The 23,915-nt window shown below is 37.9% G+C and carries 24 protein-coding genes and 1 pseudogene; 9 read left to right on the top strand and 16 right to left on the bottom strand.

Annotation, left to right across the window (positions count from 1 at the left end):
- The first annotated feature begins 270 nt into the window (after window positions 1-270).
- The 5 genes from ACPDG9_RS03230 (at window position 271) to ACPDG9_RS03210 (ending at window position 6,197) form a co-directional block, all read left to right on the top strand.
- Window positions 271-627, top strand: a complete 357-nt coding sequence (locus ACPDG9_RS03230) for a DUF2946 family protein (protein WP_430526373.1) — start codon at window positions 271-273, stop codon at window positions 625-627.
- A 69-nt stretch (window positions 628-696) separates the two neighbouring features.
- Entirely contained in the window at window positions 697-3,063 is a 2,367-nt protein-coding gene (locus tag ACPDG9_RS03225; protein WP_430526372.1) for a TonB-dependent receptor, read from the top strand.
- 41 nt (window positions 3,064-3,104) lie between these two features.
- A complete protein-coding gene (locus ACPDG9_RS03220) occupies window positions 3,105-3,386 on the top strand; it encodes a hypothetical protein (RefSeq protein WP_430526371.1) in 282 nt (93 codons plus the stop codon).
- Window positions 3,387-3,445: 59 nt separating this feature from the next.
- On the top strand, window positions 3,446-3,964 hold the full coding sequence (locus ACPDG9_RS03215; RefSeq protein ID WP_430526370.1) for a DUF4625 domain-containing protein: 519 nt from the start codon (window positions 3,446-3,448) through the stop codon (window positions 3,962-3,964).
- A gap of 112 nt (window positions 3,965-4,076) precedes the next feature.
- The gene (locus ACPDG9_RS03210) at window positions 4,077-6,197 is read left to right on the top strand and encodes a prolyl oligopeptidase family serine peptidase (protein WP_430526369.1); all 2,121 of its coding nucleotides are present in this window, start codon (window positions 4,077-4,079) and stop codon (window positions 6,195-6,197) included.
- A gap of 53 nt (window positions 6,198-6,250) precedes the next feature.
- Here the strand turns inward: ACPDG9_RS03210 and ACPDG9_RS03205 are convergent, their stop codons facing one another.
- From ACPDG9_RS03205 to ACPDG9_RS03170, 8 genes are all read right to left on the bottom strand, one after another.
- Window positions 6,251-6,841, bottom strand: coding sequence for a DUF1684 domain-containing protein (locus tag ACPDG9_RS03205; RefSeq protein ID WP_430526395.1), 591 nt, complete (start codon window positions 6,839-6,841; stop codon window positions 6,251-6,253).
- Window positions 6,842-6,947: 106 nt separating this feature from the next.
- The gene (locus ACPDG9_RS03200) at window positions 6,948-7,421 is read right to left on the bottom strand and encodes a Dps family protein (RefSeq protein ID WP_430526368.1); all 474 of its coding nucleotides are present in this window, start codon (window positions 7,419-7,421) and stop codon (window positions 6,948-6,950) included.
- 161 nt (window positions 7,422-7,582) lie between these two features.
- Complete coding sequence (locus tag ACPDG9_RS03195; protein WP_430526367.1) at window positions 7,583-8,038, bottom strand: hypothetical protein; 456 nt, start codon at window positions 8,036-8,038, stop codon at window positions 7,583-7,585.
- 77 nt (window positions 8,039-8,115) lie between these two features.
- Complete coding sequence (gene mtgA / locus ACPDG9_RS03190) at window positions 8,116-8,811, bottom strand: monofunctional biosynthetic peptidoglycan transglycosylase (protein ID WP_430526366.1); 696 nt, start codon at window positions 8,809-8,811, stop codon at window positions 8,116-8,118.
- A gap of 115 nt (window positions 8,812-8,926) precedes the next feature.
- Window positions 8,927-9,646: a 3-ketoacyl-ACP reductase gene (locus tag ACPDG9_RS03185; RefSeq protein WP_430526365.1), complete on the bottom strand. Its 720-nt coding sequence runs from the start codon at window positions 9,644-9,646 to the stop codon at window positions 8,927-8,929.
- A 28-nt stretch (window positions 9,647-9,674) separates the two neighbouring features.
- Window positions 9,675-10,445, bottom strand: a complete 771-nt coding sequence (locus ACPDG9_RS03180; protein WP_430526364.1) for a DUF3050 domain-containing protein — start codon at window positions 10,443-10,445, stop codon at window positions 9,675-9,677.
- Window positions 10,446-10,535: 90 nt separating this feature from the next.
- On the bottom strand, window positions 10,536-11,714 hold the full coding sequence (locus ACPDG9_RS03175; RefSeq protein WP_430526363.1) for an acyl-CoA dehydrogenase family protein: 1,179 nt from the start codon (window positions 11,712-11,714) through the stop codon (window positions 10,536-10,538).
- A gap of 105 nt (window positions 11,715-11,819) precedes the next feature.
- Window positions 11,820-12,644, bottom strand: coding sequence for a DUF4349 domain-containing protein (locus tag ACPDG9_RS03170; RefSeq protein ID WP_430526362.1), 825 nt, complete (start codon window positions 12,642-12,644; stop codon window positions 11,820-11,822).
- 210 nt (window positions 12,645-12,854) lie between these two features.
- On the opposite strand from ACPDG9_RS03170, the gene ACPDG9_RS03165 reads away from it, so the two are divergent.
- Window positions 12,855-13,970: a TlpA family protein disulfide reductase gene (locus ACPDG9_RS03165; RefSeq protein ID WP_430526361.1), complete on the top strand. Its 1,116-nt coding sequence runs from the start codon at window positions 12,855-12,857 to the stop codon at window positions 13,968-13,970.
- Window positions 13,971-14,100: 130 nt separating this feature from the next.
- Here the strand turns inward: ACPDG9_RS03165 and thrA are convergent, their stop codons facing one another.
- The 4 genes from thrA to ACPDG9_RS03145 all read right to left on the bottom strand — a co-directional run bounded on the left by thrA (window position 14,101) and on the right by ACPDG9_RS03145 (window position 19,817).
- Entirely contained in the window at window positions 14,101-16,503 is a 2,403-nt protein-coding gene (gene thrA, locus ACPDG9_RS03160; protein ID WP_430526360.1) for a bifunctional aspartate kinase/homoserine dehydrogenase I, read from the bottom strand.
- 12 nt (window positions 16,504-16,515) lie between these two features.
- Entirely contained in the window at window positions 16,516-17,475 is a 960-nt protein-coding gene (locus tag ACPDG9_RS03155; RefSeq protein ID WP_430526359.1) for an alpha/beta fold hydrolase, read from the bottom strand.
- Window positions 17,476-17,530: 55 nt separating this feature from the next.
- Window positions 17,531-18,805: an O-acetylhomoserine aminocarboxypropyltransferase/cysteine synthase family protein gene (locus tag ACPDG9_RS03150; RefSeq protein ID WP_430526358.1), complete on the bottom strand. Its 1,275-nt coding sequence runs from the start codon at window positions 18,803-18,805 to the stop codon at window positions 17,531-17,533.
- 304 nt (window positions 18,806-19,109) lie between these two features.
- Window positions 19,110-19,817 carry a tRNA1(Val) (adenine(37)-N6)-methyltransferase gene (locus ACPDG9_RS03145; RefSeq protein ID WP_430526357.1) on the bottom strand — a complete coding sequence of 236 codons (708 nt, stop codon included), beginning with the start codon at window positions 19,815-19,817 and terminating at the stop codon, window positions 19,110-19,112.
- Between the two features lie 215 nt (window positions 19,818-20,032).
- On the opposite strand from ACPDG9_RS03145, the gene ACPDG9_RS03140 reads away from it, so the two are divergent.
- Together ACPDG9_RS03140 and ACPDG9_RS03135 are read left to right on the top strand one after the other, a co-directional pair.
- On the top strand, window positions 20,033-20,497 hold the full coding sequence (locus tag ACPDG9_RS03140; protein WP_430526356.1) for a hypothetical protein: 465 nt from the start codon (window positions 20,033-20,035) through the stop codon (window positions 20,495-20,497).
- A gap of 4 nt (window positions 20,498-20,501) precedes the next feature.
- On the top strand, window positions 20,502-20,702 hold the full coding sequence (locus ACPDG9_RS03135) for a helix-turn-helix transcriptional regulator (protein ID WP_430526355.1): 201 nt from the start codon (window positions 20,502-20,504) through the stop codon (window positions 20,700-20,702).
- A gap of 34 nt (window positions 20,703-20,736) precedes the next feature.
- Here the strand turns inward: ACPDG9_RS03135 and ACPDG9_RS03130 are convergent, their stop codons facing one another.
- From ACPDG9_RS03130 to ACPDG9_RS03115, 4 genes and pseudogenes are all read right to left on the bottom strand, one after another.
- A complete protein-coding gene (locus ACPDG9_RS03130) occupies window positions 20,737-21,267 on the bottom strand; it encodes an adenylate kinase (protein ID WP_430526354.1) in 531 nt (176 codons plus the stop codon).
- A gap of 112 nt (window positions 21,268-21,379) precedes the next feature.
- A pseudogene (locus tag ACPDG9_RS03125) lies at window positions 21,380-21,670 on the bottom strand (DUF1003 domain-containing protein); the annotation flags it as partial.
- Window positions 21,671-21,745: 75 nt separating this feature from the next.
- Entirely contained in the window at window positions 21,746-22,276 is a 531-nt protein-coding gene (rimM, locus tag ACPDG9_RS03120) for a ribosome maturation factor RimM (RefSeq protein WP_430526353.1), read from the bottom strand.
- Between the two features lie 12 nt (window positions 22,277-22,288).
- On the bottom strand, window positions 22,289-22,813 hold the full coding sequence (locus ACPDG9_RS03115) for a 30S ribosomal protein S16 (RefSeq protein ID WP_430526352.1): 525 nt from the start codon (window positions 22,811-22,813) through the stop codon (window positions 22,289-22,291).
- A gap of 467 nt (window positions 22,814-23,280) precedes the next feature.
- On the opposite strand from ACPDG9_RS03115, the gene ACPDG9_RS03110 reads away from it, so the two are divergent.
- The gene (locus tag ACPDG9_RS03110) at window positions 23,281-23,877 is read left to right on the top strand and encodes a DUF6252 family protein (protein WP_430526351.1); all 597 of its coding nucleotides are present in this window, start codon (window positions 23,281-23,283) and stop codon (window positions 23,875-23,877) included.
- Window positions 23,878-23,915: the final 38 nt, after the last annotated feature.

Below are 23,915 nucleotides of genomic sequence, written 5' to 3'. Positions count from 1 at the left end.
TCTTGGATGGTTTTATTTGATCAGTGTATAGCAGAGGTGAAGAAATTGTTGTGAAATGGTAAAAGGAACGGTTTTTAGAAGTGTATATCCTACATTTTAATTAAATTCGATGCAGGAAACGCAATCTACGTGCTAGGGATGACCTTCTTCTTTTTCGGTCATGAATAAGAAAAAAAGCAAAGAATAGGACGTAAAACGATAAAAAAATACAAAAAAAATGGCTAACTAAAGAATCTATACTATATTTGTCCACGTATGAGTAGAAAAAAAATGATAGCAAGGATATTACTTGTGGTAGCTTTTATGTTTACCACTGTATTTCAATTGGTACACAGCTATCAACACATTTCTACTGCGGTGGCTTATGAAAGTGAACACCGTACACATGCACATTATACAGAAGGTCGTGGAAACAATAACAGTGCCCAGTTTATCGAAGACCACGGGCATGTCGATCACTGTTTTGTTTGTGATAGTATTCCTACTTCAGGATTAGAACCCGTTTATATGGAATGGCAAGGGATTGCCTATCAAACCATCCAACAGGTTCAAGAGGAGATGACGTTATTGTTTACTCCACTTTCTCACGTTTATTACTCCCTTCGAGCCCCTCCAGTATTCGTTTAATTTTTTAGATTTTTAGCCCGTTCACTTGCTGTACAGGCAGTTTTTTATTAATTAAACATACCTACTACAATGAAAATTCTATGTACATGGATGGTGCTGTTATGCGCGCTAAACCTGCATGCACAATCCTATACAATCAAGGGAAGAGTATCAGATTATCACGGAGAAACTTTACTGGGTGCAACGATTGCGTTAGGGGATCAGGCCTTTATGACTGATGCCAAAGGAAAGTTCCAATCGAAACCCCTTCCTCCAGGTTCTTACGCATTGACCGTTTCTTATCTTGGTTATGAAACATTAACCCTCGCATTAGAGGTACGAGGGGATCAAGAGTTAGACTTACACCTCAAAGACAGTTCAACGGTCTTGAATCAAGTGGTTGTCTCTAGCCAAGGGAAACACTCCGTTCAACATGTCGATAAAGTATCGAATCAACAATTGGTAGAAAAATTTGCAGGATCACTAGCGAAAACGCTAGAATCGGTCGCTGGAGTTAATGCAATGGATATCGGTGCAGGAGCATCTAAGCCTGTTATTCGCGGTTTAGGTTTTAATCGGGTGGCCGTTGCGGAAAATGGAGCAAAACAAGAAGGACAGCAATGGGGCGCCGATCACGGTTTAGAAATCGATGCCTTGAGTACAGAAGAGGTAGAAGTAATTAAAGGGGTTGGTGCAATTGAATATGGTAGTGACGCCATTGGTGGAGTGATTAAAATTAACAACGAAAAGATCCCACAAGTACACAGCTTCGATGGAAAGGCAATCGTTTACGGGAAATCAGTCAATGATGCAGTCGGAGCTTCGGTTCAAGTTAAGCAACGAGGAGAGCGTTTTTTCTATAAACTAAAGGTAACAGGACAGGATTACGCAGACTATCGCGTGCCTATTAAGCAAATTGATTACCTCAATACAATCATTCCCATCTATGGAGAGCGAATGAAAAATACAGCCGGCAAAAACATAGCGCTTTACGGACAGTTAGGGTATGTTGAGGCTAATTTTAAAAATATTTTGAGTATTAGCAATGTCTTCGATAAAAGTGGTTTTTTTCCAGGAGCTCATGGAATTCCCAATATAGAAGCAGTACAGGATGATGGAAACCACAGAAATATTGAACTACCCAACCAATCCGTGAATCACTTTAAAGTGACGAATACGGCAACTTGGGATTTGTCTGCCAATCAAAAAATAAGTGTTTTATTGGCTTTTCAAAATAATAAAAGACAAGAAAACAGCTTGTTTCACTCGCATTTCTCTAATCAGTCGCCACCGGCAACTAATCCGAACGTAGAGTTGGAATTTGTCTTAAATACGTTCGATGCCGCTGTTAAATATGAGCACATCTTTTCGAATGAACACAAACTTACCGTGGGCATTCAACAGAATTACCAAAATAACACGATTGGAGGGTATGGCTTTTTGTTGCCGAAGTTCAATAAATTCGGTGTAGGTGCTTTTGGGATGTATGAATATTTTGTCAATGATCGATTTACTTGGGAAGCAGGTGTTCGAGCAGATTATGCCAGTATACACGTGAAACCGTTTTACGATGAGATCCTCTATGATTATCTCATTGAAAAAGGACAAACTACTGTAACTGCAGGGAATTATGCACAGCGAAGTGTAAAACAAAATCGCGATTTTAGTAGTTTTAATGGAATGATTGGTGCAAAGTTTGACTGGTCTGAACGCGTGAATATCGCAGGAACAATAGGAACGAATTTTCGCTTTCCTACCGCAATTGAATTAGCCTCTAATGGGGTACATCACGGAGCCTTTCGCCATGAAAAGGGAAATCCAAACTTGGATCCTGAAAAGGGAATAGCCCTTGATTTTCGAGCAACGGTTAAAACGGAAACCTTCAGTACTACACTGAGCCCTTATGCGTATTATTTTTCGAATTACATCTTCCTAAAACCTACAGGTACGTTCTCTATTCTGCCGGATAGCGGACAAATCTATGAATACACCCAATCGAAGGCCTTAATTACAGGCTTTGAGTGGAAAGCTGAGAAGCGCTTTTGGAATCGCCTACAGGTAGAGGGAGTGTTTGAGTTTATTTACAACAAACAAATAGACAACGGAAAAAAAGGAAATTATCCGTTGCCCTTTTCAACACCTGCCAATTTATTTGGACAGCTGAGCTATACCCTTAACGATTGGAAAATGTTTCACCAAACGGAGGTGTTTGTAAACGGTAAATGGTATGCTGAACAAAAGCGAATTGCACAGGGAGAAGAGGTAACTCCAAGCTCGCAGAGTTATGGAATGGGAATCTCCTCAACGCTCCGATTGGGTAAGATAGAAGCCAAAACCAGTTTGACAGCAACGAATATCTTGGATGCCAAAATACTAAATCACATGAGTTTTTATCGACCATTAGGCATTCCAGAATTAGGTAGATCCATCCAATTAATGATTCAAATACCCTTTTAATGAAGCAAACTAACAAGGGTGTTAGTAGGTACTTCGCTTTAGTGGTTATATTTTTCGTTCCACTGATTAGCAACTTACTGCACTATGTTATCATTGAACATGAGTTTGGAAAGCGAAATCGAGGTTTAGAGTGGGTTGATGGTAGTAAAATTCACTACTGCGATCAAGACTTAGGTAAGATTCACCCGGCCATTGAAGTGCCAGAATCACATATTGAGCTCGTCCCACTAATTCGTTATACTACCGTTGTATTAATCCCAAGTGAAATTGTTGAACAGCTTCCTGCTTGGTTTTACTTTAATCGTGGACCACCAAGACCGTGAAAGTATGAAAAGGAAACAACAACAAAAGAAGATCAACAAGAACATTTAAATTTTAAACAATGAAAAAAATACAATATTTAGCAGCAGTTTCGATTGCAAGTTTATTCGCGTTCACTTCATGTTCAAGTGATGATAATACCGATACAGAAAAACCAGTAGTTGATTTAGTTGCCCCAAAAGAAGGCGCTAAATTAGAAGCAGGAAAAGACATTCATTTTGATATGATCGTTTCCGATAACGAAGGATTGGGATCGTATAATGTGGATATACACAATAATTTTAATGGACACGATCACTCTGGTGAAAACCATACCCATGCAATAAAAGCGCTGGCAGAAACAAAGCCATTTGCGTATAATAATACTTGGGATTTAGGAGGAGTAAAGAATGATCAAATTCACCATCATGAAATTGTTATTGCAGAAAATGCAACACCAGGGAAATATCATTTTGCTGTAAAAGTATTAGACAAAGCAGGAAACCAAACCATGGTGTTTAGAAATATCGAAATAGTACCAAGTGGAGCAGGAGACGGTGATCACGATCACGATCACGAGGATCACAATCACGCCCATTAAGTAGCCGCCTTAATTGGTTTATATTTGTAGAAAGCAAGGTGTAATGCCTTGCTTTTGCATTTATTATTAATATATTTACTTTCACAGAAATTTTAAAACAGAATTATTTATTATGAGAAAATCGTTTATGACACTTCTTGTAGCAACTTTGATTATTTCATGTAAAAATGAAGGAGCAAAGGAACAGGTGGCGGATATTCAATATCCTGAAACGAAAAAAGGAGAGGTAGTAGATACTTACTTCGAGGTTGAAGTAGCTGACCCTTATCGCTGGTTAGAAGATGACCGTTCCGAAGAAACTGCAGCTTGGGTTAAAGCACAGAATGAAGTAACTTACGGTTATTTAGCTCAAATTCCATTTAGAGATCAACTGAAAAAACAAATGGAAGAAGCATGGAATTATGAGAAAATTGGTGCGCCATTTAAAGAAGGAAAATACACGTATTTTTTCAAAAATGATGGATTGCAAAATCAATCCATTTTGTATCGTAAAGACGAAGCAGGAAAAGAGGAAGTATTCTTAGATCCTAACAAGTTTTCTACGGATGGAACAACTTCTTTAGGAAGTATTGATTTCTCTGAAGACGGAAGTAAGGCTGCTTACGCTATTTCTGAAGGAGGAAGTGACTGGAGAAAGGTGATCGTGATCGATACGGAAACAAAAGAAACAATTGGCGATGCTTTAGTAGATGTGAAGTTTAGTGGTGTTTCTTGGTATAAAAATGAAGGATTCTACTACTCAAGCTATGACAAACCACAAGGAAGTGAGTTGTCTGCTAAAACGGATCAACACAAGTTATACTACCACAAATTAGGAACAGCTCAAAAAGAAGATGCCTTAATTTTTGGTAAAGATCAAAAGAGAAGATATGTAGGTGGTTACGTAACAGGTGATAATCAGTATTTAGTGATTACTGCAGCTAACTCAACCTACGGAAATGAATTGTACATCAAAGATTTGACGAAAGCAAATAGTCCAATCGTAACGTTGGTTAGCAATTTTGACAGTAGTAACGGTGTATTAGATAGTAAAGACGGTAAGCTGTATATTGTAACTGATTTTAAAGCACCTAACTCACGTGTAGTAACGGCAGATGTGACGAAACCACAACAAGCAAATTGGACTGATTTTATTGCTGAAACCGAAAATGTATTGTCTCCAACAAAAGGTGGAGGATTCATTTTTGCTAGCTATTTGAAAGACGCTGTTTCTATGGTAAAACAGTATGACTATAGCGGTAAAGAAGTGAGAACAATCGAATTGCCAGGGATTGGAACAGCAAGTGGATTTAGTGGTAAAAAAGAAGATACAACCTTGTATTATTCTTTCACTAACTACATCACGCCAGGTACGATCTATGCGTTAGATGTAAAAGAAGGAGCTTCAAACGTATATGAACAACCAAAAGTAAAATTCGATGCTACGCAGTATGAATCGAAACAAGTATTCTATACGTCAAAAGATGGAACAAAAGTTCCAATGATTATTACGTACAAAAAAGGAATCGAACTGAACGGTAAAAACCCGACTATGCTATATGCTTATGGAGGGTTCAATATTAGCTTAACGCCTTCATTTAGTATTGCTAATGCAATTTGGTTAGAAAACGGTGGAGTGTATGCAGTGCCAAACCTTAGAGGAGGTGGTGAATATGGTAAAGCATGGCATGTGGCTGGAACAAAATTGCAAAAGCAAAATGTGTTTGACGATTTCATTGCAGCAGCGCAATACCTAATTGACAATAAATACACGTCATCAGACTTCTTAGCAATCAAAGGTGGATCAAATGGAGGGTTATTAGTTGGAGCAACAATGACACAACGTCCTGACTTAATGAAAGTCGCTCTACCTGCAGTGGGTGTGTTGGATATGTTGCGTTACCATACGTTTACTGCAGGAGCTGGATGGGCGTATGATTACGGTACAGCAGAAGATAGCAAAGAAATGTTTGAGTACTTAAAAGGATACTCTCCTTTACATAATGTAAAAGAAGAAAATTATCCTGCAACAATGGTGACAACTGGTGATCACGATGATCGTGTTGTTCCTGCACACAGCTTTAAATTTGCTGCTGAATTACAGGCAAAAGACAAAGGACAAAATCCAATGCTGATCCGCATTGAAACCAATGCTGGACATGGTGCGGGTAAATCAATTGCACAACAAATTCAAGAGCATGTTGACTTACAAGCTTTTACTTTGTACAATATGGGAGTAAAGAAATTAAAATAATCGGTTCCTATGACCACAAAAAAAACCTCATCTACTTTGGATGAGGTTTTTTATTAGTTGTATTTGTAATCTTTAATGCCCGCGTTGATTTCTGCATTAATGAAATTTTGTTCCGGTGGAATTGGACAGGAAAATTTTGGGTTATACACACAATATGGATTATAAGCCAAATTAAAATTTAAAATAATTAAGTCTCCTTCGGGTATTTCTAAATCAATATAGCGTCCACCTCCATAGGTACTAACACCTGAAGTTAGATCCGTAAAAGGAAGGAAGAGGTGTTTCTCGTACTCTTTTTGATTACGAAGATTAATGTCTTGGAAAAGAGCTAAGGTTTGCTGTTTGCCATTTAGACTAAAAGTAGCTTCCCCATACTTGACGTAAATTGGTTTGCGTTCTGTCGTGGTTGGCATTTCAAAGGGCAATTCATCTGGCGTGCGCTTGAATGTAGCTTCGATGATAAAACGTTCATTTACAGGGAAAAAATCAAGTCCTTTAAATTTTTTTAAGGCATCAGGTACAAGAGGTGAAGTTTCCTTGTCGGAAAATTCTTTATTCAAACTTTTTTGAAATATAAGGGCTTTGTCTTTTTCTGTTTTAGGTGTGGTGCATGCTAGCTGTAATAAAATTAGAGCTCCAAGCATAATCAATCGTTTCATTTTTCTGTTTTGTTCTGGGTTGACCGTAAAAATAACAAAAAAAGGTTTGCCTTTTGAAGACAAACCTCTACAATAAGTATAGAATTGAAAATTACTTGATATGTGCGCGTAGCATCCATGCTGCTTCTTCGTGTTTTTCTAATAATCCAGTTAAGAAATCTGCAGTTCCTTGATCGTGCATATCGTCAATACCATCAATATTTTCTCTCAAATAGATGATAATCGCTTCGTGATCCTTGCATAGATCCTTAATCCATGAGGCACTGTCGTTGCCTGCATTATCTCTAGATTCAGCTAGTTGAGTTAAGGCAAGGTATTCTTTTAAGCTGCTAGGTGCGTAATGTCCTAAGTGGCGAATTCGCTCTGCAATAGCATCTACGTCCACAATGGTAGCTTCGTATTGTGTTTGAAAGAATAAATGCATCGAATGAAAGTCAATGCCTTCTACGTTGTAATGTGCGTTTCTCGTTTTCGTATAAAGCACAAATTCATCTGCTAATAATCGAGCGAGAATGTCAGTTATTTTTTGTCTTACGTCGTCTTTTAGACCAATGTTTGTTTTCATAGTGTTTGATTTTTAGTTCTTTACAAGGTACGAAAAAGGGAGAAAGTACCCTAAATTTGGGTGATAAATAAATGATAAAATTGATTTCAATCTTAAAAAAGTTCGATTTTTTTTAAAAGGAATACATAAAAAAAGGACCTGTTTCCAGATCCTTTATCGGTTTATTTTTTCAGTTTATCTGCTGCATTTTCCAAGCCTTTTTGCGCTTCTTTTGCGGCGTCATTTACATTTTCTTTTGTTTCTTTGGCCTCTTCTTTAAGGTCTTTTACTTTTCCTTTGGCCTCCTCAAGTGATTTTGCAGCTTCCTCTTTTAATTCTTCTGTTTTTTCACCAACTTGGTTCACTACTTCTTCTGTTTTAGCTTTTGTAGCCTCCCATGCTTTTTGTGCCTCGTCTAGCGTTTTTCTAGCTGCTTCTTCAGCTGCTTTGTCTCCACTTTTTACTGCCTCTTCAAGTGCTTGTTTTGCCTCTTCAAATTGAACCTCAGCTTCCGACTTTGCCTCTGTTAATTCAGTTGCTGGAAGAGTATCCGTTTCTGTAGGTTCCGATTTATTCTCTTTACAAGATGTAGCAAATAACAATCCACCAATAGCTAATGATAATACAATTTTTTTCATAACAAAAATATTTAAGTTTGATTAAAGTTATAAAAAATCTAGCTAAACAGGAAATAAAATGGACAAAATGTAAAGGTTTATTTCTTTTTGCCTTTTAAATCCAAAGGGCCATATCCCTTGATGTATTTGGCGATGGTCTGCTTTCTCTTGCTTACATAAGGGCCTGACTGTACCGGATTATAGCGTCTCGGACTGGGTAAGATTACCGCCAAACCCGCCGCTTCTTGTACGCTAAGCTTAGCTGCACTCTTCTTATACCAATGTTGAGCCGCCGCTTCTGCACCGTAAACACCATCTCCCATCTCAATACTGTTGAGGTAAACTTCTAAGATGCGTTCTTTAGACCAGAATAATTCAATTAGCACCGTGAAATAAGCCTCAAAACCCTTGCGAATGTAACTTCGACCTGGCCATAGAAAAACGTTCTTAGCCGTTTGTTGGGAAATTGTACTTCCTCCTTTGATGCGCTTGCCTTTTTCGTTGTTTTTCATCGCCTTTTCAATCGCTTTGAAGTCAAATCCATTGTGACTCAAAAAGTGTCCGTCTTCACTGACGATTACCGCCTTTTGTAGGTTCGGACTCATCTGGTCGATAGAAACCCAATCGTGCTCCAATTTAAATGATTTACCATCCTTCTTCTGTTCATACAAGCGTATAAACATTAAAGGGGTGTAGGGGATTGGAACAAAACGAAAAAAAATAACGGAAAGAATGCTTAACGCAAAGAACCACAACACAAGCTTAAAAATAAAGCGTATAAGTTTGCGAACCATAGATTTATATCATATAAAAACGTGTACAAATGTACTAACATATTGTCAATTATAATTCGCGGCGAAAAAAAAATGGATAAAAAAAAAGCTATCCCAAAGGTAGCTTTTTTATCTGTTATACTGGATTTGTCGTCCATAAAGAGGCTGTTTTTAACAGGGCTCTTCTCGGTAGCTTTAAGGTCGCTACAAGTAGTTCTGCAAAATCTTCTGGTTGTAAGATGTGATCGGGATTACCATCCGTTAGACCTAACTCAATCGACATATCGGATGCTATCGTACTTGGTGTTAAGGTACACACGCGAATATTGTTTTTTCGCACCTCTTTCATTAAAGACTCTGATAAACCAATGACAGCGAATTTAGATGCTGAATACGCAGAGGTTGATGGATTTCCATTTAAGCCTGCAGTTGAGGCAACATTGAAGATGTCACCTTCGTTTTTTGCAAGTAAATGAGGTAACACCTCACGCGTTACATTGTACACTCCCATGACATTGGTTAGTAAGATTTCTTCCCAACGATCCGCAGGCATGTCTGTAAATTTTCCAAATTCTGAAATTCCCGCATTGTTTACCAAAATATCTACACCTCCTAAGCGATCGATTACTTTAGCAATTGCTGTATGTGTAGCTGCTTTATCTACTACATCAAATACGGCATATGTGGCTTTTACTCCTAGTGCTGTTAGTTCTTCTACTGTTTGTTTGAGGCGTTCTTCGTTTCTACCGGTGATTGCCACGTTAATTCCTTCTTTTGCAAAGGCAAGTGCTGTAGCCTTTCCTAATCCTCTACCACCACCTGTGATAATTGCATTTTTTCCTTTTAATGGACTCATAGCCTTGTGTTTTTATATGTTAGATTAATTAATTTGTTTCGATAGCTCGCTCAATCGCATTCCATAAGCCATATCGTTTTACTAAGGCTTCTTTGGATACGCGAATGACATCTTGCCATTTTTGCTCCTCCGTACCACATAGTTCACTGATCATTTGCATCGCCATCGGTCCATGCTCATCTCCATCTAATTCGATATGACGCTCAAAGTAATAAATTAATTTTGACAAGTCTGTTTCGGGAAAGTTAAGTTGAAACCCTTTTAAGATTTCTGTGAACATATCGGGAATTAAATCCTCGCGACCAAATGTGAAGGCAGCGGCGATTTCATGTGGTTTTCCTTGTGCAATCACATCAAATGTAAAGGTTAAAAAGTCTTTGATATCTTGATCAACTGCTAGTTCTGCAATGGCTTGAGCAATGGTTGTACCTTCTTGAAGTTGTTGGAGGAAATTAGCAATTGTTTGAGTATCAGCTTGCGCCCCTTGCATGGCGTCTACATACATTTCGAAGTGGCTTAAGCGCTGTCCATCCATGGCGAGGTCTGATTCTTCTGCTAAGACAATTTCGTTGATTAAATAACGCGTCTGTGGGTAAGGCGAAGCAAACCAAGGTGTAGTTGTACACGTTAGCTTTTGTTGTAGGGCTTTGAGTAAAGACATAAAATCCCATACCGCATACACATGCCCTTCCATAAATTGTTGTAGATGAGCAATTGTAGTTATTTTTTGATATAAAGGATGCTCTAATAATGCCTGACGCTCTGGCGTAAGGAGCTGATTGACGGTTTGAATGTTCATAATGGGTAAAGTATTTGTACAAAAATAAAAAAGCTTCTCGGTAAGGAGAAGCTCTTTATATAAAGTTTATCTATTTTGTTATAAGCTAGACTACTTGAATGCAGGAAATCCTGTGACATCCATACCTGTAATTAACAAGTGAATGTCATGTGTTCCTTCATATGTTACAACTGATTCAAGGTTCATCATGTGACGCATAATTGAATACTCACCTGTGATACCCATACCTCCTAACATTTGACGTGCATCACGTGCAATTTCTAATGCCATCGCTACGTTGTTGCGTTTTGCCATAGAAATCTGTGCTGTTGTTGCTCTTCCTTCATTTCTCAAAACACCTAAACGCCAAGTTAATAATTGTGCTTTGGTGATTTCAGTGATCATCTCTGCTAATTTCTTTTGTTGTAATTGTGTAGCTCCGATCGGTTTGTCAAATTGGATGCGCTCTTTTGAGTAACGCAAAGCCGTATCATAACAATCCATCGCTGCTCCAATAGCTCCCCAAGCAATTCCGTAACGTGCAGAATCTAAACATCCTAGAGGTGCTCCTAATCCTGATTTGTTAGGTAATAAGTTTTCTTTAGGAACTTTTACGTTGTCAAAAATAAGCTCTCCTGTTGCAGAAGCTCTTAATGACCATTTGTTATGGGTTTCAGGTGTTGTGAAACCTTCCATTCCTCTTTCTACGATTAATCCGTGAATTCTACCTTCTTCGTTTTTCGCCCAAACTACAGCGATATCAGCGAAAGGTGCATTTGAAATCCACATCTTAGCTCCGTTTAATAGGTAGTGATCACCCATATCTTTGAAGTTGGTGATCATCCCCCCAGGGTTTGAACCATGGTCAGGCTCCGTTAAACCAAAACAACCGATCATTTCTCCAGTTGCTAATTTGGGTAAGTATTTATTGCGTTGTTCTTCGTTACCGTATTTCCAAATCGGATACATTACTAAAGATGATTGTACAGATGATGTTGAACGTACACCTGAATCACCTCTTTCAATTTCTTGCATAAGTAAACCATACGAAATTTGGTCTAATCCTGCTCCTCCGTATTCTGTTGGAATATAAGGACCAAATCCTCCAATTTCACCTAAACCTTTGATGATTTGTTTTGGGAATTCTGCTTTTTGAGCATATTCTTCAATAATTGGAGATACTTCTTTTTTTACCCATGCTCTCGCTGCATCGCGAATCAATTTGTGCTCTTCTGTAAGCAAATCATCTAAAAGATAGTAATCGGGTGCCTGAAATAAATCTGGTTTCATAATATTCTTAAGTTTATCAGTTGTGACAACAAAAATAAGTAATATTTAGATATGTGCAATTTTTGCGCGTGAAACTATATTTAAATTGTCTTTGTTTTTCTGTTTCTAGGCAGAAGCTTCATTTTTTTTGTTTTTTCTACGTTTTATACGGCGTCTAACGAGGTATAAAACTCCCAACGTGATAAGAATAAAAGGCCAAATGTAAAACAACCCTAAAGTAAAGGAAACGAGATTGCTCCAACCTTCTTTAAATGCCGTCAAAAATTCAGAACCAAATGCTGTTGTTGTAGGTTGTGTTTTTTCGTAAAATACAACGGTAAGTGTGCTATAAGCCACACTGTTTTTTAAGTAGTTTAATCGACCTTCATACGACTCAATATCCGATCTCAAGGCTTCGATTTCTTTTTCAATTGCCAAGATTTCCTCTATTTTATTCGCTTTGTTTAATAAGGCTTTATAGCGGTTTTCCAACTCTTTTTTCGTGTGTAGACGCGATTCAACATCGATAAATTCTTCCGTTACATCTGTGGCTTGAACATCTTGTTGTTCTATTTTTTTTGCGGTAGTTGAAATAGAGGCAAGAAGCAACTCAAAATTTTCTGCCGGAACGCGTAAGGTGAGCGTATAGGTAATGCGGTTGCCGTAAGTTTCGGCATTGTCTTGGGCAAGATACCCTTGATACCGAGTTAAATTAGCAGTAATCTCTTTGCGCGTTTCTAGTGCATGGGAAGTCTCGAAACGGATATTGCCATTTTTGATTATTTTGCGCGCTATCGCTTGTTGACCTTCTGATTTTTGCACGGAAGGAGAATCAGCTAATGCTGAACTTGCTGCAGTATCCGCACTAAGGTATTCTTTGCGTTGGTCGCAGGAGCATACAGCTAAAAGCGCACTGCATCCTAAGACGAGGAATAACATTCTTTTTTTCATGGCTTTCTTTTTTTTTATGCTGTGTACATCGTCCCCAAAAAGGAAAATGAACAAAGCGACTAGAGTTCTTAAAATTATTAAAAACAAATGAAAGTTAGGTAGTGATTTTTACTAGGGATAAGGGAAGGAATTAGGCAGAGAAAAAATACCTTGTCAGTCGTTTAAAAAATGGTAAATTGCGAGATAACCAATCTAATACACAACTAAATAATGAAAAAAACGACCCTTTTATTTTTAATGCTTGCGCTATCAACACTAAGTATGGCGCAAGAAAAATTGCATATCAAAGGCAAGTTAAAAGGACTAACGGAGGATGCAAGACTTTTTCTTGTTAGTGGAAATCAAGAAGAAGAAATCGCAAAACAAGGAGAGAATTTCGAAATTGAATTGCAATTAATAGAAGCGCCAGCAACGGTTTATTTGTTGGTAAGCGATGCGAGTGGGCATAAAAACACTCGTTTCTTTTTGGGTAATGAAGCTGTAGTGATTGAAGGATCGATGGATAACTTTTCTCAAGATATTCGCGCAATAAATTCAAAAAATGATCAGCTGCGCTATGAAAATTATTTAGCAAGTAGAGCTTTGCGCTTAGAAGGAAACAAAATACAGCAAGAAGCGATGGACCTTTGGAATCAAGGTAAAAGGGATAGCATACAATATATCTATTACAATCAAGTAGAACCTTTAGGTAAGATGACCAAAATCTACAGGCAAGTAAATCAAATTGATTACGTTTTTATAGAAAAGCACATCAATACACCCTACGGACGCGCTATGCTCCAATATGTGAAAGATAGATATACAGAGGATCAATTGAGACACTTGTTGAATTTAGTCAAACCAAAGTACAAACAGAGCAAAGAAGTCCTTTACCTCGACGCATTGGTAAACTATAAACAATTGGAATTAGGTGATTCGTTTTACGATTTTACAGCCTTAGATCACAAAGGAAATACAGTAGCGTTTAGTGATTTTTTTCAAGGTAAACCGGTTATTTTAGAATTTTCAACGATACAATGTGGCGCTTGTCAAGAAGCAGCTCCTCATACGTCAAAATTAGCTGAAGAAGTAAAAGATAAAGTGACCTATGTAACGTATTATGTCGACGACGGAGAAGAGGCCATGCAAATGTATTACGAATTAAAGGGCAGTAAAGGCATAATGCTTTGGAACAAGGAAGGACGTATGAGTTTGATGAATGCAAAGTACAAAATTGAAGGTACACCAAGTTATATTTTCTTTGATGCTGAAGGAAAGGTAGCCCATATAGAAGTGGGATACGAAACAGGGGTATTCGAACAAATGGTCAAAACGTGGTTAAAATAAAAAATGTCTCTCATCTGAGAGACATTTTTATTGAAATTTAGAATAAACAACAACCAGAAAAAGAGATAAACCACGCTCTTTTCTCGGTTTACTATAAAGTGAAGTATAGTCTATTTTTAAAGCGAGACGCTTATTTATCGGCTAAGCGGAGAATATCTCCAAATACGCCTCTAGCTGTTACAGAGGCTCCCGCTCCCGCTCCTTGAATGATAATGGGGTTTTCTCCATAACTCTCGGTGTAGATTTCAAACAAACTATCAGAACCTTGTAATTGCCCCAATGCAGAATTGAGAGGTACTGCAATTAATTTGGTTTCTAAAATTCCTTTGTCTTGCTGTAAATCACCCGATAGCTCTCCTACATAACGCAAAACGGTAGCTGGTTTTAGCGCTTTTTTACTAACGTCAAAGGACGAATCAAGCTGTTGAAGTTGCGACAGAAAATCAGCTGTTTTTAAACGTTGCAAAGCTGGAGGAATCAGATTTTGAATTTCGATTTCTCCGAATTCATTTTGTAAATCTAATTCACGAGCAAGAATAAGCAACTTGCGTCCTACATCATTACCCGATAAATCTTCTCTAGGATCGGGCTCTGTATATCCTTTGTCAATCGCCTCCTGTAAGATCGTACTAAACGGTAGGTCTGTTGTGGAATAGCGATTGAAAATATAGCTTAGACTACCTGAAAAAATCCCTTTGATACGCGTGATATTCTCACCAGATAGATGCAGTAATTTAATGGTGTCAATCAAGGGAAGTCCCGCACCCACATTTGTTTCGTATAAATATTCTTTGTGATTGTTTTTTAGCGTTTGACGCAGTTGCTGATAAAAGGAATACGAAATCGTATTCGCAATTTTATTAGACGAAATCAAATCGAATCCACCTTCCACCAGTTGAATGTAGTGTGAAACAAAGGAGGTCGATGCGGTATTGTCTATGGCGATTAGATTTTCCAAATGATGTTGTTCTGCAAAGGCGATTACATCTTCTATTGCATAAGGTGTTCCTTTCTGAGCTAATTGGCCACGCCAATCTCCCGTGATACCCGTATCAGATAGGAGCACTTGTTTGGAATTTCCAATGGCAAAAAGGTTCAATGCGATGTCTTTCTTTGCTTCGATTGATGTTGCGGAAGTCAAGATTTGATCAATCAAGGTGCCTCCCACTAAACCATGACCAAAAACAGCAAGGTTAATTTTCTTGGCAATACCAAATATCTGTCCATGAATAACATTTAGCGCTTTTTTCGCCTCTTCTTTGCGTACAACTAAGCTAACATTTTTTCCTGTTACGGTATTGTGAAAGAGGATGGGCGTAATTTTGTTTTTGACCAAAGCAGCATAAGGCTTATCAAAAGTGCTAAGGTCTTGTCCAATAATTGAAATAATAGCTATATCGGGATGAAGTGTAATCTGATCAACATCTTTGGTGTAGAAATCGGGTTGAAACTCTTTTTTGAGTACTTCAAGCGCCAAGGAAGCGTCTTTGCTTTCTACCGTAAAACCCAATCCTCGCTCAGATGATCCCTGTGAGATTACACCAATGCTGATTCCGGCATGGGCTAGCGCTGTAAAGATACGTGCGTCTATACCAACAATGCCCAGTAAACCACGTCCTTCTAGTTGAATTAAGGATACATTCGATTGTACTGAAAGCGATTTGATTCCTTTCTTACTCGGATTAGCAGAGATTAAAGTACCCTTGTTTGCTGGATTCAAGGTATTTAAAATGCGAAGGGGAATTTTGTTGGGTAATAGGGGTAAAATAGTCTTCGCATGCAAAATTGACGCGCCAAAATTGGCAAGTTCATTCGCTTCATCGAAATGAAGTTCATCGATTTTTTGAGCGTTTTTTACCCAGTCTGGATTAGCAGTATAGATCCCATCAACGTGAGTATAGTTTTGCAATTCGTCAGCTGCGGTGAAATTAGCAAGTAGAGCAGCAGAATAATTGCTGCCATTTCTACCTAAAGTAGTGGTTTCTCCTTTATCGGTGGCTCCAATAAAGCCAGTCACCACAGCAAGTGCTTGAGGATCTAAACTCTTGAAGTATACAGTTGTTTTGGCTTTGGAAACTTCCTCTTGCACTTGTGCCTGACCGAAGGATGCATCAGTAACGAAAAAATGACGACTGTCTACCGCTACAGCGGGTATGCCTTGTTCAACCAAGTGATGAGTCACTACTTTACTCGCTATAAGTTCTCCTTGTGCTAATACGTTATCTTTTATTTTTAGGCTGTAGTCTTCTATTAGTGAAACTCCTTCAAAGAGCTTTTGTAAAAGGGTAAACTCCTCCTGTAGGTCTATCCCTAGGTGATACGATCTCGTCTGAAAAGCAAGAAATGACGAGAGATAATCTTCTTGATTCTTGGCTAAATCTAGGATAGATTCGAGGGTGTCCGTAGTATCTCCAATAGCAGAAACAACTAGAGCAATTGTGTCTTGTGCTGCTTTTTTTTGTACGATCTGTATGACGTTGTCGAAAGCTTGCCCTGATGCAAGTGATTTTCCGCCAAACTTTACTATTTTCATGATTGTATTGCTTTAAAATAAGGGTTGTAATAGACGGTTTAGTTGCTCGTATTCAATGAGAAAAGCATCGTGACCGTGTATAGATTGTATTTCTTTATAATTGATAGTTGCCCCATATTGCAGTAAGGCCTCATAGGTTTGCAACTGTTCTTTTCTGGTAAACATATAGTCCGAATCTATGGCTATTAGCGTAATATTCGCTGTCGTTTCTTGGCTAAAGACGAGTAATTGATCCACAGTGAATCGTTGTCCTATGGTTTTCAATAGGTGATTCATTAGGCGATAAGCCGATAGTTGATATCTACTTTTCAACGCTTTACCGTGATAGGTAAGCCAACCTTCAATAGCGTATTGCTTTTCCTCGTAGTGTCTATTGAATTTCTGGGCAAGGGATTCAGGTGTCCGATAAAGGAGCATCGCGTGTTTGCGCGCATCTTCTATAGGGTGACTTGAGTTATTGAGGATGGTTTCCTGTACGTGTACTTGCCCAATTAACCAGTCAGAGGCCTGTACATTGGTTGCGATTGGAATTAAGTGACCAATTGATTTAGGGCGCTGAAGTGCCATTTCCCAAGCAATACTACCCCCTAAACTTCCGCCAATCACAGCGTAGAGCGTTGTAAGTCCTAAACGATCAATCCCGATCCAAAATAATGAGGCAATGACTTCGGTTGTAAATGCGTCGTACCTGACGCATAGGTGTGGTTCCTTTTGCTCATATCCATTGCCGGGAATATTAAACGCAAGCACCGTGTACTTCGCCAAATCAATCACTTGATCTTGACCAATGATTTTGTTCCACCATCCGTTTTTCCCCGTCACTGTACTGTTTCCTGTTAAGGCATGATTGACCAAGACCACAGGGGCTTCATGTAACGGTTGACCAAATAACTCATAACTTAAATACAAGGTTTGTTTGGTTTGGTCGGGTAAAAGATAATCGGGGATTTCTATAAGGTTCAAGTGTGACATTGTTTGAGTTTACTCGTTTTTGGTTTGTTGTAAAATTAGGAGAGAAGGAAAGAAATTACAGGGTTTGGAAAACGCGATCTAAATCCTGTTTTAAGTCCTCTACTGATTCCAGACCGACTGAAAGTCGTACTAGATCAGGCGTAACTCCTGTGGCTTTTTGTTCGTCGAGGGTCAATTGTTGATGCGTCGTGGAAGCAGGGTGAATAATTAGCGATTTTGTATCACCAATATTGGCTACTAAAGAAAATAATTGGGTATGATTTGCTACTTTCTTAGCCGCTTCGAAGCCTTGTTTTAGACCGAAAGTGATTACACCACTTTGTCCATGAGGTAAATAAGTTTTCGCCAGTGTATGATACGGACTTGAGGGTAATCCTGGATAGTTTACCCAAGCAACAGTCTCTTGTTTTTCAAGCCATTGGGCTAGAACTAGGGCGTTTTCACTGTGTTTTTGAAGGCGAATAGGTAAGGTTTCTAAACCTTGTATTATTTGAAAGGCATTGAAAGGACTTAACGCAGCACCTAAATCGCGTAATCCCTCTAAGCGAATCTTGGCAATGAATGCTGCACGTCCTAATGCTTCGTGGTAGATTAACCCGTGGTAACCAGCAGCCGGTTCAGTGAATTCTGGAAACTTCCCACTGCTCCAATCAAATGTTCCTGCATCAATGATTGCGCCCCCTAAGGCTGTGCCATTACCCGAAATGTACTTGGTTAAGGAGTGAACGACGATATCTGCACCGTGTTCAATAGGACGTAATAATGCAGGTGAAGGAACCGTATTGTCTACTATAAAAGGCAAGTGATGCGTTTTGGCTATTTGCGCAATTCCCTTTAAATCGAGAACATCAAGCTTGGGGTTTCCTAAGCTTTCAACAAAGAGAACCTTGGTGTTTTGTTGAATATTCTTGGTGAAATTAGCACAATCAGAAGGGTCGACAAAAGTGGTGTGAATCCCCAATCGCGGAAGGGTAACATTTAGTAAGTTATACGTGCCACCATATAAACTGTTTGAGGCAACGATGTGATCACCCGCTTTTAACAAGGTGAGTAATGTAGTGCTAATGGCTGATGCGCCAGAAGCGGTGACAACCGCGCCAATCCCACCCTCTAAGGTAGCTAATCGCTGTTCTAAAATGTCATTGGTGGGGTTGTTTAATCGCGTATAAATATAGGCAGGTACGGATAAGTTGAAGGCCCCTGCTGCATGGTCGGCGTTTTCAAAAACATAAGAAGATGTTTGATAGATAGGAACCGCTCTCGATCCTGCTGTTTGTCCTACTTGGTGACCTGCGTGTAAAGCTTGTGTTGAAAAATTGAAATTGCTCATTGTGATTTAGATTTTTGGTTGAAAAAAGACATAAAAAAAAGCCCCACCGTTTGACCGATGAGACTTCAACTAATTTATCCTACTTTATATCAGGTTAATTCATTGACTTTTCGGCCATAACAAAAGGGTGAACACATTGTGTTCATCAGTAGTGGCATCATCAAAGAAGTAACATTGAAAATCATGGTTCTGTTTTTATGAAGTAACGGAAGACTTAACTTGTTTTCTATATCCGTTTACTTGAATTATTCTAGAGCAAATTTCTGTAAAATATTTTGAATAGCAGTTATAAAAACTTGTAATGCTATAATTTTAGATAAAAATTCTGAACAAGGGTGGTGAATTCGGGGGTGTAACAGTGTCTTTTTTCTTCAATTGTCAACTCATTTAGAGGAATTTTCTCTATGCGCTTTCTTGAAAAGGCAAGTAAGCTGCGTTTTATCTCACTAGTAGGTGTTCCTTTTACACGGGTTACGCGCATCGGGTAGATCTCAAACTCTGCCGCTAAATACATGATGCGCTCTTCTTCTTTAGCAGGTACAATAATGCTAAAGACCCCTTCTTCGGATAAAAAATACTCCACAGCTTCAATTAATAATTCAAAAGGCAGTGAATCTTGAAAACGAGCTTGATCTCTTTTTGTGTCATTAGAGTAGTAATCTTCACTGTAAAAAGGAGGATTGGACACAATTAGATCGTATTCTTCATCCATTTCGTTGGCAAAATCTTCTAATCCAGCATGGTAACAGAATAATCGATCTCCCCACGGACTATTTTCAAAATTGTCTATGGCTTGTTCATGTGCTTCTGCATCGATTTCAACAGCGTCAATTTGTTCCGCAGTAGTGCGCTGTGCCAACATCAAGGCGATGAGTCCCGTGCCCGTACCAATATCTAATATTTTGTTGGGATTGTGGTCAACAGGCGTCCAAGCACCTAAAAGCACACCATCTGTACCCACTTTCATGGCACATTGGTCTTGTTGTACAGTGAATTGTTTGAATTGAAACATAAGAATAAGTATGATTTCTAGGCTTCAAAAGTACAAAAAATGAAAGAGTAGTTCAGAATATTCACCTTCAATCAGGCTGAAGAAGGGGGATTCGGGTGCGAATTATTTAGCGTTAAGGAATTATATAAGTAAAGAAGTCATGTCTAAATGTAAAGTATTTCTTACATATTGAAAAGTTTTTATTACATTTGAATCAACTTTATAACCAACTAACTATGGAAACAAAATTTTTATTACCTCATTCTTTTAAAAAGATCGGGTGGACTTTATTAGCAATTAGTGTTTTAATTTGGATCTATTCCATCATCTTACTTCAAGACGATATTCCGTTTCTTGAGATGAAGGTCTTCACTGTAGTGGGAAGCGCATTCTTTAAGGGAGAAACGAGTTACTTTGGTTTTATAGAAACCAATATTACCTCTACTTTGATGAGTAGTTTATTTTTGATAGGAGGACTACTAGTGGCGTTTTCAAGAGAAAAAATTGAAGACGAATTTATTTCAAAGTTGCGTTTACAATCTTTTCAATGGTCATTTTTGATTAATTACGTGCTATTGCTCTTGTTGTTTCTACTGGTTTATGGAATGGAGTTTTACTACGTTATGGTCTACAATATGTTCACCATGTTGATTTTATTTATTTTGCGTTTTCACTATTTATTAAAGCTAAACAAGGAATAGGACCATGAAGAATACGTTAAAGGTACAACGGGCTATTAAAAATATCACACAAGAGGAATTAGCCAACATCATTGGTGTAAGTAGGCAAACGATTAATGCTATGGAAAAGAATAAATACGTTCCGTCCACGGTTTTGGCGCTAAAGCTTGCTCGTTATTTTGAAGTGAGTGTGGAAGCTATTTTTAGTCTAGAGGAAACAGATTGAGTAAAAGTAGCTTTGTTGGAGCTTGAAATAGCCGTTACAAGCCCCATGTTTGATAGGCTTTCCTCAACGCTTTAAAGGACGTAATGCGCACATAAGGAAGACTGCTAGTTTCTACTAGGTTTTGGTATTTTGCTTTGCTTTTAGGGAATTTAAAAAGAATATGACGAATCATATTCCAATTAAATTGTCGCGTTGCACCCTCAAGATTTCCAGCTCGATTGAGGTTATTTTGTAAGGCGCGCTTTGTATAGCGATAAAGGGAATTCCAACGGGAGAAGTCTAACCAAATGATTGCGGTTGCCTGTGCAAAGCGCTCCGGCATGAGGTAGCTATAATTCCCTTCAATCACCCACTGTTCCTGTTGTGCTAAAAAGGCTTGATGATCCAATCGCATGAGTTCTCGATCCCTCGGTTGCCAGTTCGTATGAGGAATATGAGCCATTTGGTCCAAATGACATATTGCTAAGTTGAGGTGTTGACCTAAGTGTTGAGCCAAAGTAGATTTTCCGGCACCACTATTGCCAATGATGCAAATGCGCTTGCCTAAAGTTTCGAGTGGGATCATTTTTGTTGTTCGTTTTTCGTTTTTCGTTTTTTGATGTTTTTTTTAAAATTAGAAGAACCTTCTTTAAACCTAAAGATGCATAAAAAACAAAAAAACAAAGAAACAAAAAATCCTATTTATTCTTTTTAATTTCTTTCATTAAATCTTCTAGGTAGTCTACTTGCACTTCTTGAATCTCGAGTATTTTTTTATTTTGATGCACCAATAAATGGTCTATTTTTTCACTGAGGAGTTTGATTTCCAGTTCCGCTTTGAGGTTGATTTTGTAGTCGTGTTCGCCTCGTTGTCTGTCTTTTTGTTCTTGTCTGTTTTGACTCATCATACTAATAGGTGCTTGAATAGCAGCCAAACAAGATAGAATTAAATTAAGTAAGATAAAGGGATAAGGATCAAATGGTTTATCTATCACTATCTCAACAACCAACAAAAAAACGCCAAGAGAATTTATTCTCTTGGCGTTTTTTTTATCAACGATCAATTAATTATCTAAATACAAGTCTACTAATCCTGCGGGGATATGAAGTATTAATCTTTTGTTTTCGCGATCTACTTCTTCGATAAATTGGTCGATCATGGGTACTAAAATTTCAGTTCCCTTGTGATCAATTTCGAAAAGGGCTTGGTAGTTGCTGTCGTTGATACGCACTAAAGTTCCGATAGAACCCAAGGTTGTGTCAACTACTTCAAAACCTTCTACTTCGTGATAATAGAACTTATTCCCTTCTAGTTTGGGTAATAAGCTCAAAGGCAAATATATTTCTGAGCCAATAATACGATCGGCTTCCTCTTCGGAATTACAATCTTCAAATTTTACTCGTAAGAAATCATTTTTGTGCAAAAAAGCGTCTTCAATAAAAAAAGGAACCAGTTGTCCGTTAAAGTCAACGAACACTGATTCCAAATTTTCGTATAACTCAGGTTCGTCTGTGTCTAAATAGATCAAAACTTCCCCTTTGAAGCTAAATTTTTTTGCGATTTTGCCTAAATAGAAACAATCTTTTTTACGCATATCGCTTAGAAATTATGCTTGAGTTTCTTCGTTGTTTTCTTCAGTTGCCTCTTCAGTTTCTACATTTGCAGACTCAGCAGCAGCTTTAGCTTCTTGAGCAGCAGCAGCGCGTTTAGCGTTAGCCTCTTTCTCAGCAGCGATTTTTTGTGCTTTCTCAGCAGCTTTAGAAGATGATAAACCATCTTTCTTAGCGTTGATTTTGTTTGCTTTCTCTTCTAACCAAGCAGCGAATTTAGCATCAGCTTGCTCTTGTGTTAAAGCACCTTTGTTCACTCCACCTTGTAAGTGGTGTTTCAATAAAGCACCTTTGTAAGAAAGTAATGTTCTAGCAGTATCCGTTGGCTGTGCACCGTTGAATAACCATTTAACAGCTGAATCTACATCAAGCTCAACAGTTGCAGGGTTAGTGTTTGGATTGTAAGTACCGATTTTTTCTAAGTATTTACCATCTCTTTTAGCGCGTGAATCAGCAGCTACTACCCAGTAAAAAGGTTTTCCTTTTTTACCGTGTCTTTGTAATCTAATTTTTACAGACATAATAATTTGTTTTGTTTGAGGTACCCGACCTCGGTTAAAAATTTGCGCAAAGATACTAACTTTTTTAATTAGTTGAAGGAATTAAATAGAAAAATACTAAATATAAGACGCTTGATTACAAAGGGGTTATAGGCAGTATAAGAGATTATCCAAGCAGATGAAAGGCATTTTTCTTTGTATTTAGGTACAGGCGAATCAAAAAAAAGGGTTGTGATGCTTCCTTTTTTCTTTTTGTGAATAATGTAAAAAAAGAAGCAGGTTTCTTAAATCGAAAGGCTTATAGATTGTGTTTTTCTCAAAAAGATTGAAGAGTTAAGCCCTATATCGGGGTACATCGGTTTTTAATCTTAAGGAAATATAAATAGGACTTTGTTTTCAAAGTTAAAGTTTTATTAAAAAAATTTTTTTATGAACAATAAAAAATATATTTTTGCGATGTATATATATCACTAATAGGTTAGTACAATATGAGAAAGATAATAGGAATATTTGCTTTAGCTCTAGGATTTATGGCATGTGAAAATGATGTTAAATTTTCAAATCCTGGTATGCATGCTACAATGACATTAGACGCGATAGTTGATACAGCGAAAATCAAAGGCAATCCATATAGTCATTTTGCAGAATATAAACCACAGAGCTTTAAAGCCTATGTGGTTAATGATAAGACGCTGATTATCGATGCTAAAACAGATTCTACTCAATTGAGAATTTATTTACCAGATTACGAATTTGGTGCAAAATACGAATTTAACGCAACAGAAAATATCAAAGCGGATTATTTAGTTTTAAATGATTTTGATGTAGTTACGTCGATGTATTCTACAGATGCGCTTTCAATAAAGGATCAAAAACCAGTTAATCGTCCGGGGTATGTTATCCTAGATTCTGCTGATAAACAAGTGCCTGGAACGATTTCAGGAACATTTGCGATCAATATGAATGCATCAAAATTACCTGAAAATGAGGTGGATGAGACGAATAAACCGATCAAGCGCTACGTAGATAGAAAGTCATTTGACGGTGGTACCTTCTATAGAATTCCACTTGAAAAAGGAAAATAGAGAATTGTAAATTTATTTATATTGAAAAAAGTCGCTTA

The organism is Myroides sp. C6-3 (assembly GCF_050522425.1).
In the GTDB taxonomy this organism is placed as follows: domain Bacteria; phylum Bacteroidota; class Bacteroidia; order Flavobacteriales; family Flavobacteriaceae; genus Flavobacterium.
The sequence above is the reverse complement of the archived record's forward strand: the minus strand, read 5'-3'. Positions and strand labels throughout refer to the sequence as shown.